Below are 11,784 nucleotides of genomic sequence, written 5' to 3'. Positions count from 1 at the left end.
GAGATGCCCGGGCACGGTCGAGACCTTCGCCGCCGCCGCCGCCTTCTTCGACTCGATCTTGTCGCCCATCGCCGCGATCGCGCCGGGGTTCGGCCCGATGAAGACGATGCCGTTCTCCTTCAGCGCCTGGGCGAAGGCCTCGCGCTCGGAGAGGAAGCCATAGCCGGGATGCACCGCTTCGGCGCCCGTCGCCTTGCAGGCGGCGATGATCTTCTCGATCTGGAGATAGGATTCGGCTGCCGGCGCCGCCCCGATATGCACGGCCTCGTCGGCCATCTCGACATGCAGCGCCTCGCGGTCCGCATCCGAATACACCGCAACCGTCGCGATCCCCATCCGCCGCGCGGTCTTGATCACACGGCAGGCGATCTCGCCACGGTTCGCGATCAGAATCTTCGTGAACATCGCTGACTTCCCCCGCCCGGCGGCCTTGATGGCACATAGCCGGATTTACGGGAGTGGGACCTTTCCGTCCACTGATCGGCCGGGCCGGCGGGCTGCAACAGCCCGCGCTCGAAGCCCCGCCCTCGTACCGGCTCCGGCTCAGCTCGCCAGGAACAGGCGCTCGGGCTGGAAGCTGACGCCGCGCATCTGGGCATCGCCCTTGCGCAGCGCGAAGCTGACCATCGCCTCGTCGCAGGACTGCGCCTCGCGGACGATCTCGAAGCCGATCCGCTGGGCCGTCTGCGTCGGCCCCTCGCCGGCCGACAGCGTCGTCACCAGCCAATGCGCCTTGTCGCGGTCGATCTTGCCGGTCGGGCGGCATTCCCAGACGGCGAAATCGACAGTGAGAGCCACCAGATAATCGGCGAAGGAAGCGGCCTTGACCATGACGGCACGGTCGAGAGCGATGAGCACATCGAGCGTTTCGCGGCTGATCACAACATCGCTCAAGATCTCGCGCTGAAGCATCTTGACGTCTTCGTCGTCGATCGCATGCCTGTCCATCACGCGATCGACGAATTCACGAAGTTCATGGCTGATCATTGTTCGACCCCTGTCCGGCGTTGTTTTGTGCCGGTATGTCCCTGTTGTGAGGAGACGATGCGGCCACGCTTCTGATCAGGTGGTTAATTCGAGAATCTGAACGCCTGTTCAGGTTAAACGGGTCTGAGTCGATGTGGTTGCGCGGTTATTACCAAGGCCGCTGCGTGGCGGCGGCAGGCGGCTTCACAACGGCAAAGCCAAGGCGTCCCGTCCGCGTCATTCCCGGACGGCGCCTTCGGGTCCGACCTACGGTCGGCCCGCAGATGAGCTCGGCGCAGATAAGAGACTCTCATGACGCGTTGGCGCCGGTCAGCACCCGCTCCGTGCGGAGATGCGCGGGTCAGGCCCGAGCGTGACGGCGCGCGGCGAGCGGCACCCGTCCGCCCAGGCCGCGTGCTACGGCTTGCCGATCAGTCCAGGCAGCGCCGCCCAGTCCTCGATCACATGCGCGGCCCCGGCCGCCTTCAGCGCCGGAACCGACTGGAAGCCCCAGGAGACGGCGACCGGCGCCACCCCGGCAGCGACCGCCATCTCCATGTCGAAATTACTGTCGCCGATCATCAGCGTCGCGCCCGGCTGCGCTCCTGTCTCGCGCATCGCCCGCAGGATCATTTCCGGATGCGGCTTGGACGCCGCATCGTCGGCGGTCTGGGTCGTCGCGAACAGGTCGCCCCAGCCATGGCGCTCGATGATGTAGTCGGCGCCGCGCCGCGACTTGCCGGTGGCAATGCCCAGCACCGTGTCGGGCCGGCGCGACAGCTCCGCCAGCATCTCGGCAACGCCCGGAAACAGCGGCTCGGCCAGCTTCGGATCGCTCTCCGCCTGGAGCCGCATCGCGCCGAAGACCTGGCGATAGGTCTCGGTCAGCGCATCGTCCGGCCGCTCGAGCCCGGCGAGGCGCATCAATGCGATATCCAGCGTCAGGCCGACGATCCCAAGCCCTGCTTCTCGGCCGGGATGCTTGAGCCCGCAGCGCGCGAACGTCTCGAACTGGGCTTCGAGAATGATCGCTTCGGAATTGATCAGGGTGCCGTCGAGGTCGAAGATCACGAGGTTCATGCCGGCGCTTTAGCCGGCCTGACGCCCCGGCGCCAGCATCGCCGGCGCAAGGGTCTTATGCTCGCGCCTCTCCGACAAAGGAGATGCCCGGCCCTTTCAATCCTGGCTCGTTCAGCCCTGGCCGCCCCTGGAACACTCGGCGATCGCGGTACGCAGGGCTTCCGCCTCCAGCCCCTTGCCGCGGGCCTCCTTGCGGCACTCGGCCCGCTGCGCGAGATCGGGCCGCTTCTCGTTGAAGCAGGCGACCAGCGCCGCAGTCCGCTCGCTGCCGGCAAGCTTGCGGTCATCGGCCTGCTGCTTGCAGACGGCGCGTGCCGTCGCCGCGGTCGGCTTGCCGTCCCTGGTCAGCCCGTCGGCGGCATAGAGCTGCACACCCGGAAAGCGTTCCTGCATGCAATTGCGCATCGCGCGACGCAGATCGTCGCCCGAAAGCGCGATGTTCTCGGCATAGCAGTCGCGCCGCGCCTCGGCCCGGGCAGCGCGCGGGATCGGATCGTCGGAAGCGGCGGCGGTCTGCGGCCCGGCAACGGCCGGGGCCGGGATCTGCTGGGCCTGGGCGAAGCCGGCGGAAGAGAATGCGAGAACGAGACCGGTAGCGAGCAAGGCGGTGCGCGACATGGAATGCCTCCCGTGAACCATCACAGGAACAAACTTAGAACATAACGCGCTTTGTTCCGCAAGTGTTCTTACGCTAGGTCATGCAACCCATTGGTGCGAAGCCCTACTCGTCAGGCGCGTCGACGATCGGATCGTAGGGCGCATCCTCGAAGCCGAGCAGGTTCCAGCTCTGGCGCATATGCGGCGGCAGCGGCGCGCTGACGTCGATCGTGCCCTTGCCGCGCGGATGCGGCAGCACGATCCGCCGCGCCAGCAGGTGCAACTTGTTCTGGATGCCGCCGGGCAGTTCCCAGTTCTGGATGTTGAAATATTTGGGATCGCCAACGATCGGGTGGCCGATATGGGCAGCATGGGCGCGCAGCTGGTGGGTGCGACCCGTCACCGGCTTCAGCGAGAGCCAGGCGAGCTTCTGTGCCGCCGTCTCGACCACCGCGTAATAGGTCACGGCGTGCATCGCGCCGTCCTCGCCATGCTGGGCCACCGCCATGCGCTGGTCGCCGTCATAGGCTTCCTCGCGGGCGAGATAGGTCGAGATCCGGCCCTGGCGCACACGCGGCACGCCCGCGACCAGCGCCCAGTAGACTTTTCGCGCCGAGCGCGAGCGGAAGGTCTTGGCCAGCGTCGCCGCGGCGAAACGCGACTTGGCGATGACGAGGCAGCCTGAGGTGTCCTTGTCGAGCCGGTGGACGAGGCGCGGCTTCTGGCCGTCCTTGCCGGTCAGCGCGTCGAGCAGCCCGTCGACATGGCGCGTCGTGCCCGAGCCGCCCTGCACGGCGAGGCCCGCCGGCTTGTTGAGGACCATGACGTCATCGTCCTCATAGAGCGTGATCGAGCGCAGGAAGCCGATCGTGTCGGCATCGGCCTTGGCCGAACGCGGCCGCTCGTCCTGCTGTTCGAGCTTGAGCGGCGGGATGCGCACGGTCTGGCCGGCTTCAAGCCGGTCCTTGCTGTCGGCGCGCTTGCCGTTCACGCGCAACTCGCCCTTCCGGACGATGCGCTGGATATGGCTGAAGGAGAGCTGCGGGAAGCGCGCTTCGAGGAAGCGGTCGATCCGCATCTCGTTCTCGTCCGGCGTCACCACGAGCTGCTGCACGCCGGTGGAAAGCACCTCCGCCGTCACCGCCTTGACCTCGGCGCGGGTCGGCGCGGCTGCAGCGGGCCGCCTGGGAGCTGGCTTCGCGACCGCAGCCGCCGTCTCCGGCCTGCCACGTCCGGCCGCCTGGGCTTGCCGGCGCGCATCATGGCTCGGCCGCTTGCCGGGGCGAGCCAGCGGGCGCGGGCCGCGCGGCCCAGCGCCGCCCTTGCCAGCACCTGCCTTGCCGGCCCCTGCCTTGCCTGCACCGCCCTTGCCCGCGCCGCCCTTGCCGCCCGAACCGTTGCCGCCAGACCTCATGACAGTCCCCTGACCAGAGCGAGCCCGCCGACCAGCGCCACGAGCGAAAGAATGACCGAGCCGCCGACATAGAGCGCCGCCGCGACGACGTCGCCGCGCTCCCAGAGCAATATGGCGTCGAGCGAGAAGGCCGAGAAGGTGGTGAAGCCGCCGAGGACGCCGGTGGCGAGGAAGAGCCTCGCATGCTGCGGCCAGCCCTCCCCGGCCCGCAGCGCGAGCCACCCGACGAGCAGCCCCATCACGGCGGAACCGACGATATTGACCGCCATCGTCCCGAACGGAAATCCGGGACCGAGCCATCGCAGCGCGGCGAGGTTGACGCCGTGCCGGAGCACGCCGCCGATGCCGGCGCCGAGAAAGACGAGAAGCGTGGAGGTCATCGCCATGCAATAGCCAGCGCCGCCGGCCCGCACAAACGAAATCACGCACAGCGCATGGTCCGGACGAGCGTGATTGACTTCGGCGGCGACGCCGCCGCAGAAATTGGGGGAACGGGTGAGCGGCAGCGATAGTGACCGAGCGATTCCCAGGCACCGCCTTGGCTGGCGCGGTGCGGCCGTGGCTCGCGCCGCTGTCGCTCGGCGGGCTCTGTCTCGTCCTCGCCTCGGTCGCCAGTGCCGAACCAGCGCGCCTGCCGGCCCGGCCACCCCTCGCCGCGACATTCGCCCGCGCCTGCACCATCGCCCTGCCCGAGACGCAGCCGCTCTTCGCCGGCAAGGAAGCCGAAGCCGCGGATGAGGACGAGAACAGCTCGGACGACGATTCGGACGATGCCGATGACGACGACGCGGACGACGACGAGGCCCCACCGGAGCGCGGCCTGATCCTGCCTGGCTCCGGCACTTGCCTCTCGATCACCGGCACGGTCAGCGCCGGTCTGCAGCGCGACAGCTTCAAGGTCTCGCGCAACGGCCCGCCCGCGCCCCCGGCCACGACGTCCTTCCCGACCAGCGCCGCCTTCCGCATCGCGACCTCGCATCAGCTCGCCTCGGGCCTCGTCGTCGGCTCCGCCTTCGGCTTCACGCTCAACAGCCCGATCAACGGCGTCGGCGAAACCACGGTCGACGAGGCGACGATCCTGATCGGCCCCTGGACCTTCGGCCTCGACACCTCGCGCTTCTCCTTCTGGACCGGCGACGACTTCATCTTCTCGACGCGCGCGCCTTCCCGCACCGTCGGCCTGATCGCACTGGAACTGCCACTGACCGCAAGCTGGACGGCGACGCTCTCCCTCGAGGACACCGCTCTCGGCAACGGCTCCGCCACCAGCACGACGAGCGGCGCCCCGGCCCCGCCCTCGCTGACCTCCCTCGGCCCCGGCCGCTCCTTCCCGGACGGCGTGGCGCGACTGGTCTACGAATCCGGCGCCTGGACCGTGCACGGGGCGCTTGCCCTGCGCGAGGCGCCCAGCGGCGCCGCCCGGCCCGGCCGCGCTGGCATTCTCGGCGCGACCTATGAAAGCGAGCTCTTCGGCGCGACGAGCAGCCTGACCGCGCAGGTCGCCGCCGGCATCGACGCCGCGCCCTATATCGGCTCGCAGCTCGACGGGCGCCTGGTCAACCGCGTGCTCTTCGGCACCGACCCGACGCGCGGCTTCTCGGCCCTGGTCTCGACCAAGCGCGAATGGACGGACGAGATCGCGACCAACGCCTTCATCAGCCGCTACTGGCTGGAGGTGCCGCTCGCCGGACAGGCCAAGGGCGAGATCAGGATCGACCGTGTCGCCGCGAACATCGTCTGGACACCGGTCGAAGGCTTCAAGGCCGGGATCGAGACCTCGATCGCCTGGGCGAAGATCGCGATCGCCGGCCGCGATATCCAGGCCGGCCTGGCGGGGCGGCAGATCTCGACGCAGCTTTTTCTTGAGCGGAGCTTTTGACGGCCTCGCTCACGCCGAGGTAGCTGCGCGCTTGGGCCTGCTCGTCGCCGCGAGCCCGCTCAGCACGATGACGACCGCGCCGAGCAGCGTCCAGAGATCCGGCACATTGCCGAAGATCAGCAGGCCGAACAGCGCCGCCCAGATCAACTGGCTATAGGCGTAGGGCGCGAGCTCGTTGGCTTGAGCGAAGCGAACGGCCAGGATGAGCAGCAATTGCGCCGCCGCGAAGAAGAGCGCCGTCATCAGGCCCAAGCCGATCTCGCGCCAGCCGAGCGGCACGTAGGAGAAGGGCAGCAGCGCGGTGCAGACGATGAGCCCCACAACCGCGGTGTAGGCCAGGGTCAGCAATGGGCTGTCGGCCCGCATCTTGCGGGCCATCACGAAGGCGAAGGCCCAGGACGCCGCCGAGATCACCGGGAAGATCAGCGCCGGGTGGAAGCCCGCCGATCCCGGCCGGACGATGATCAGCACGCCGAGCAGGCCAAGGCAGACCGCGGCCCACTGCCGGGCGCGCGCGACCTCGCCGAGCAGCGGCACGGAGAACAGGATCACCAGCAGCGGCGCCACGAAGAACACCGCCGTCGCCTGGGCCAGCGGCAGGAACTGCATGCCGGCGATGAAGCCGAAGCCCGAACCGAGCAGGCCGATGCCGCGGATGACCTGAAGCAGCGGCTGCCTGGAACGCAGGCCGGCACGACCGAGGGCGCGGAGCGCGATCAGCACCGCCAGCGGCGCGAAGACGACGAAGCGGATCCACATGATCTGCGCCGTCGGCACCGTCGCCGCGAGCAGCTTGGAGGCGGCATCGGAAGCGGCGAGGCAGGCGATCCCGCCCAGCATCAGCAGGACGCCGCGCAGCGGATGGCGGGAAGGCGACGAGGTGGACATGCACCGCATCTAACGGATGCCTGCGGCGCTCGGCTCCCTTGCCTGGAGCCGGCCGCCATGCGCCGGGCACAGGCGGCTGGCCGCCCGTCGAGCTCGGGCAGGCCGCGCCCCTACTCGCCCCGCTCCTGCCGGAGCTTCTCCCAGTATTCCAGCCGCTTGCGGATCTCGCGCTCGAAGCCGCGTTCCGGCGGGTCGTAGAAGAACTGCCGGCCGAGCGCGTCGGGCCAGTAGTTCTGGCCCGAGAAGGCGTCGGGCGCGTCATGATCATAGGCGTAGTCGGCGCCGTAGCCCTCTTCCTTCATCAGCTTGGTCGGCGCGTTGAGGATCGTCTTGGGCGGCGTCAGCGAGCCTGCCTGCTTGGCCGTGCGCATCGCCGCCTTGTAGGCGACATAGGCCGCGTTCGATTTCGGCGCGGTCGCGAGATAGATCACGGAATTGGCGAGCGCGAGCTCGCCCTCGGGCGAGCCGAGCTGCTCGTAGGTTTCCGCCGCGGCGCGGGCATGGACCAGCGCCTGCGGGTCGGCGAGCCCGATATCCTCGACTGCCATCCGCACCAGCCGGCGTGCCAGAAAGCGCGGATCCTCGCCCGCGTCGAGCATGCGGGCGAAATAGTAGAGCGCCGCATCCGGGTCGGAGCCGCGGATCGTCTTGTGCAGCGCCGAGATCAGATTGTAGTGGCCGTCCTGCGCCTTGTCGTAGATCGGTGCCCGCCGCTGGATCACCTCGGCGAGCCCGGCCTCGTCGAAGACCTCGCCCGGCTTGGCGGCGCGCCAGATCTCCTCGGCCAGCGTCAGCACGGCGCGCCCGTCGCCATCGGCGAAGCGCGCCAGCTGTTGGCGAGCCTCGGGCGTCAGCGGCAGCTCGCGGCCCTCCAGCACCTCGGCCCGGCCGAGCAGGAAGAGCAGCGCCCCCTCGTCCAGCGCCTTGAAGGTCAGGACGCGTGCCCGCGAGAGCAGCGCGGCGTTGAGCGCGAAGGACGGGTTCTCGGTGGTGGCGCCGACCAGCGTGATCGTGCCGTCCTCCATCACCGGCAGAAAGGCGTCCTGCTGGGCCCGGTTGAAACGGTGGATCTCGTCGACGAAGAGCAGCGTCCCCTTGCCGCCGAGCCGGCGGCCGCGGGCGCTGTCGAAGGCCTTCTTGAGGTCGGCGACGCCGGAGAAGATCGCACTGATCTGCTCGAAGCCGAGATCGACCATGCCGGCGAGCAGGCGCGCCACCGTGGTCTTGCCAGTGCCGGGCGGGCCCCAGAAGATCAGGCTGCCGAGCGAGCGGGAGGCGACGAGGCGCGACAGCACCCCGTCCGGCCCCGTGAGGTGCTCCTGGCCGGCGACCTCGCCGAAGGTGGTCGGTCGCAGACGGTCGGCCAGCGGTCTCGGACCGGCCTTGTCGAGGCCGGAGGCGGCGAAGAGGTCGCTCACCTCATCCGCCGAACACGGACGTCACGGTCTTGCCGCCGCGCGAGATCGTCACTTCCCAGGAGCGCTTGCGCTCGCGGGTCGCGGTCTCGAGCTCGCGCGAGGTCGCGATGCGCTCGCCATTGATGGCAAGGATCAGGTCGCCCTTCTGGAAACCGACGCGCGCGGAAGGACTGCCCTCCTCGATCGCGCCGACGATGACGCCCTCGTTCCCGGTCTCTACCGAGAGTTCCTCCGCCAGAGCCGGCGAGAGATTCATCACGGTGAGGCCGGAAAGCGGCGAGCGGCCCGTGAGCGTGACTGGCTCGCGCGGCCGCGTCTCCGGCGCCGGCGAGAGCTTGATCGGCACGACGATGCGCTTGCCCCCGCGCAGCACGGTAAGCGAGGTCACGCCGCCGAGCGGGCGCGTCGCGAAGCGGTAGCCGAAGCTCTCGGGGTCGTCGACGGCGATGCCGTCGACCGCCAGGATCACGTCCGAGCGCTTGAGGCCGCCCTCAGCCGCCGGGCCCTTCTCGACCACGCTGGCGACGACCGAGCCTGCCGGGCGGTCGAGCCCGAGCCCGTCGGCGACATCGGCGGTCAAGACCTGCAGGCGCGCCCCGAACCAGGGACGGCGCACCGTCTTCGCACCGGCCTTGGCGCTGGCGACCACAACCTGGACCATCGAGGAAGGAATGGCGAAGCCGATGCCGACGCTGCCGCCGGAGCGCGAGAAGATCGCGGTGTTGATGCCGACCAGCCGGCCATGGATGTCCACCAGCGCCCCGCCGGAATTGCCGGGGTTGATCGCGGCGTCCGTCTGGATGAAGGACTGCGCGTCGCCGACGCCGACCTGGGTGCGCGCCAGCGCCGAGATGATGCCTTGCGTCACGGTCTGGCCGACGCCGAAGGGATTGCCGATCGCCAGAGAAAGATCGCCGATCTCGATCTTGTCGGAATCGGCGAGCTCCAGCGCGCTCAGCTCCTTGGCCTTGATCTTCAGCACGGCGAGATCGGTCCGCGGATCGCGCAGCAGGATCGTCGCCTCGAACTCTCGCTTGTCGGCGAGCGCGACCTTGACCTCGCTCATGCCGTCGATGACGTGGTTGTTGGTGACGATCAGCCCGTCGGCATCGACGATCACGCCGGAGCCGAGCGAACGCTGTACCTGCTCGCGCGGCACGCCGAAGCCGCCATCGCCGAAGAAGCGGCGGAAGAACGGGTCGTCCATGAACGGGTTCTGCGGCCGGCGCTCGACGCGCGCACCATAGACGTTGACCACCGAGGGCGCCGACTTCTTGACCACCGGGGCGAAGGACAGCGAGACCTGCTGGCGCGTCTCGGGCACCTGGCGGTCCTGCGCGAAAGCCGAGGAGGAAGGCGCCCCGGCGAGCATGGTCGAGGCCAGAAGAGCGGCCGTGACGACTGCACCGGAAAGCTTGATTCGGCCCGACATCCCAGAACCTTTCTTGAAACGTATCGACTGCATTTGCGTTTTCATGGCCGAACGACCGCCATAACCTGCCCGTGCCGGCGCATCGCGTGCGGATTCCGGCGAAGCCCACACGGCCCGGCACGACCCTCCCGGCCCGCCCTGCGAAGAAGGACCCGGTTCGTGAGCCTCATGCGCCTTGTTTATGCCAGCGAAAGCCGCCTCGTCGAGGTCAATCGACGTAGCGAACTCGCCCGGATGATCGCCACGGCGCAGCGGCTCAATGCCGACAATCATGTAACCGGGTTTCTCCTGGCGACGCCGAGGGCCTTCGCCCAGGTGCTCGAAGGCGAAGCTGCGAATGTCGCCGAAACCTATGGCCGGATCGTGGTCGATCCGCGCCACGCAAACCTGCGCCTGCTGGCGCAGGAGCCGATCGAACGGCGCGGCTTCGCCGACTGGTCGATGGCCCTCTCCGAGCAGGACGAGACCAACGATTTCATCTTCTCGCTCTTCGGCGTCTCGCCGGAGGCCGATCTCTACGACCAGCCAGCCGACACCCTGCTCGACCTTGCCGGAGAGCTCGCCGGCAGGATCCGCTGAGGGCCTCCCGGACATGAAAAAGGGGCGGCTGCCGCCGCCCCTTCCGATATCGCTGCCTGTCGGGCCCGATCAGGTCACGAAGAAGCTCTGCGTGCCATGGGCCTCGATCGCCTCGGCGAGGCGGCTCAGCGCATGCACATAGGCTGCGGTGCGCATCGAGACGTCCTTGTCCTTGGAGACGCCCCAGATCGCCCTGCCCTCGCGCTCCATGATGGCGCGCAGGCGATCATGGATCTCCTCGAGCGGCCAGTAGAAGCCCTGGCGGTTCTGCACCCACTCGAAATAGGAGACGGTGACGCCGCCGGCATTGGCGAGGATGTCCGGCAGGACGACGACGCCGCGCTTCTCGAGGATGGCGTCGGCCTCGCTGGTGACCGGCCCGTTCGCCAGCTCGAGGATGATGCGCGCCTTGACCTCGGCGGCATTGTCCTCGTGGATCATGTTCTCCAGCGCCGCCGGCACCAGCAGGTCGCAGTCGACGCCGATCAGCGCATCTGCCGCAATCGCCTCGTGGCCGTTGCTTCCGACCGTGGAGAGTACCGACTTGCCGCTCGCCTTGGCCGAGAGCAGCGCCCCGACATCGAGCCCGTTCGGCGCAAACACGGCGCCTTCCGAATCCGAGACGGCGACGATCTTGTGCCCGTCGCCCGCAAGCAGGCGGGCGATGAACTGGCCGGCATTGCCGAACCCCTGGACCGCGACGCGCATGTCGTCGCCGAGCCCGAGCTCGCCGGCAAGATGGCGCACGAGGTAGTAGCCGCCGCGCGCCGTCGCGTCATTGCGGCCGAGCGAGCCGCCGAGCGCGATCGGCTTGCCGGTGATCACGGCAGGCTCCGCCTGGCCGACGATCTGGGCGTATTCGTCGGCCATCCAGCCCATGATCATGGCGTTGGTGTAGACGTCCGGCGCCGGGATGTCGCGGTCGGGCCCGATGGTGCGCGCGAAGGCCTGGATATAGGCGCGCGCCAGGCGCTCGAGCTCAGCCTTCGAAAGCTGCCTGGGGTCGACCTGGACCGCGCCCTTGCCGCCGCCATAGGGCAGGTTCATCACGGCGCATTTGAAGGTCATCCAGAAGGCCAGCGTCTCGACCTCGTCGATCGTCGACGACGGATGGAAGCGGATGCCGCCCTTGGTCGGACCACGCGTGTCGTCATAACGGCAGCGCCAGGCCAGGAAGGACTTGCGCGAGCCGTCGTCCATGCGGATCATCAGGCGCGCCTTGGTAGTCTCGCGCGCGAATTTGAGCTTCTCGATCACATCCGGGTCGATATTGAGATGCCTGGCCGCGTCGTCCAGCCGGACAAGCGCGTGGTCGAGAAGGCTGTCTTCTGACATCGAATTATCCTGTTGCGTGATCGGGAAACAGGCATTCGCTTAATCAGAAGGCAGCGCGGGTACAAGAGCGAACCGCTTGGTTCGAACTGTTCGAGAATGCATAAGCGACCACGCGCCGCACCTCGCGTGCGAGAAGCCTGCCCCCTAGCGCTGGCTCCTCGCTGGCACGGCGCAGGATCCCCCAGCATCGTGGTCG

General features: G+C 68.6%; 12 protein-coding genes. 2 read left to right on the top strand and 10 right to left on the bottom strand.

The genetic code is table 11. From position 1 onward, the window contains the following. From RKE40_RS26195 to crcB, 6 genes are all read right to left on the bottom strand, one after another. On the bottom strand, window positions 1–405 hold a 405-nt coding region (locus RKE40_RS26195), incomplete at its 3' end, for a biotin carboxylase N-terminal domain-containing protein (RefSeq protein WP_316021111.1). A gap of 138 nt (window positions 406–543) precedes the next feature. Next, complete coding sequence (locus RKE40_RS26190; RefSeq protein WP_316021110.1) at window positions 544–987, bottom strand: hypothetical protein; 444 nt, start codon at window positions 985–987, stop codon at window positions 544–546. Between the two features lie 396 nt (window positions 988–1,383). Next, window positions 1,384–2,046 carry an HAD-IA family hydrolase gene (locus RKE40_RS26185; RefSeq protein WP_316021109.1) on the bottom strand — a complete coding sequence of 221 codons (663 nt, stop codon included), beginning with the start codon at window positions 2,044–2,046 and terminating at the stop codon, window positions 1,384–1,386. 111 nt (window positions 2,047–2,157) lie between these two features. Continuing rightward, the gene (locus RKE40_RS26180) at window positions 2,158–2,664 is read right to left on the bottom strand and encodes a hypothetical protein (RefSeq protein ID WP_316021108.1); all 507 of its coding nucleotides are present in this window, start codon (window positions 2,662–2,664) and stop codon (window positions 2,158–2,160) included. 103 nt (window positions 2,665–2,767) lie between these two features. After that, window positions 2,768–4,057, bottom strand: a complete 1,290-nt coding sequence (locus tag RKE40_RS26175) for an RluA family pseudouridine synthase (protein WP_316021107.1) — start codon at window positions 4,055–4,057, stop codon at window positions 2,768–2,770. Beyond that, window positions 4,054–4,437, bottom strand: a complete 384-nt coding sequence (crcB, locus tag RKE40_RS26170; protein WP_316021114.1) for a fluoride efflux transporter CrcB — start codon at window positions 4,435–4,437, stop codon at window positions 4,054–4,056. The genes RKE40_RS26175 and crcB overlap by 4 nt, the downstream gene beginning before the upstream one ends. 131 nt (window positions 4,438–4,568) lie before the next feature. Here crcB and RKE40_RS26165 point away from each other — a divergent pair, with 131 nt between their 5' ends. Further along, on the top strand, window positions 4,569–5,936 hold the full coding sequence (locus RKE40_RS26165) for a hypothetical protein (RefSeq protein WP_316021106.1): 1,368 nt from the start codon (window positions 4,569–4,571) through the stop codon (window positions 5,934–5,936). A 9-nt stretch (window positions 5,937–5,945) separates the two neighbouring features. On the opposite strand, the gene RKE40_RS26160 is transcribed toward RKE40_RS26165, so the two are convergent. The 3 genes from RKE40_RS26160 to RKE40_RS26150 all read right to left on the bottom strand — a co-directional run bounded on the left by RKE40_RS26160 (window position 5,946) and on the right by RKE40_RS26150 (window position 9,674). Then, window positions 5,946–6,824 carry a DMT family transporter gene (locus tag RKE40_RS26160; RefSeq protein ID WP_316021105.1) on the bottom strand — a complete coding sequence of 293 codons (879 nt, stop codon included), beginning with the start codon at window positions 6,822–6,824 and terminating at the stop codon, window positions 5,946–5,948. A gap of 110 nt (window positions 6,825–6,934) precedes the next feature. Continuing rightward, a complete protein-coding gene (locus tag RKE40_RS26155; protein ID WP_316021104.1) occupies window positions 6,935–8,242 on the bottom strand; it encodes a replication-associated recombination protein A in 1,308 nt (435 codons plus the stop codon). A gap of 1 nt (window position 8,243) precedes the next feature. Continuing rightward, window positions 8,244–9,674, bottom strand: coding sequence for a DegQ family serine endoprotease (locus tag RKE40_RS26150; RefSeq protein ID WP_390893537.1), 1,431 nt, complete (start codon window positions 9,672–9,674; stop codon window positions 8,244–8,246). 168 nt (window positions 9,675–9,842) lie between these two features. Between RKE40_RS26150 and RKE40_RS26145 the strand changes: the two genes are divergently transcribed. Further along, window positions 9,843–10,253 carry a BLUF domain-containing protein gene (locus RKE40_RS26145; RefSeq protein ID WP_316021112.1) on the top strand — a complete coding sequence of 137 codons (411 nt, stop codon included), beginning with the start codon at window positions 9,843–9,845 and terminating at the stop codon, window positions 10,251–10,253. A 69-nt stretch (window positions 10,254–10,322) separates the two neighbouring features. Here the strand turns inward: RKE40_RS26145 and RKE40_RS26140 are convergent, their stop codons facing one another. Then, window positions 10,323–11,588 carry a Glu/Leu/Phe/Val family dehydrogenase gene (locus RKE40_RS26140; RefSeq protein ID WP_316021103.1) on the bottom strand — a complete coding sequence of 422 codons (1,266 nt, stop codon included), beginning with the start codon at window positions 11,586–11,588 and terminating at the stop codon, window positions 10,323–10,325. Window positions 11,589–11,784 lie beyond the last annotated feature (196 nt).

Origin of the sequence: Allobosea rubneri (assembly GCF_032464875.1) — a bacterium.
In the GTDB taxonomy this organism is placed as follows: Bacteria; Pseudomonadota; Alphaproteobacteria; order Rhizobiales; family Beijerinckiaceae; genus Allobosea; species Allobosea rubneri.
Note: the sequence above shows the minus strand (reverse complement) of the source record. Positions and strands in the feature narration are given on the sequence as shown.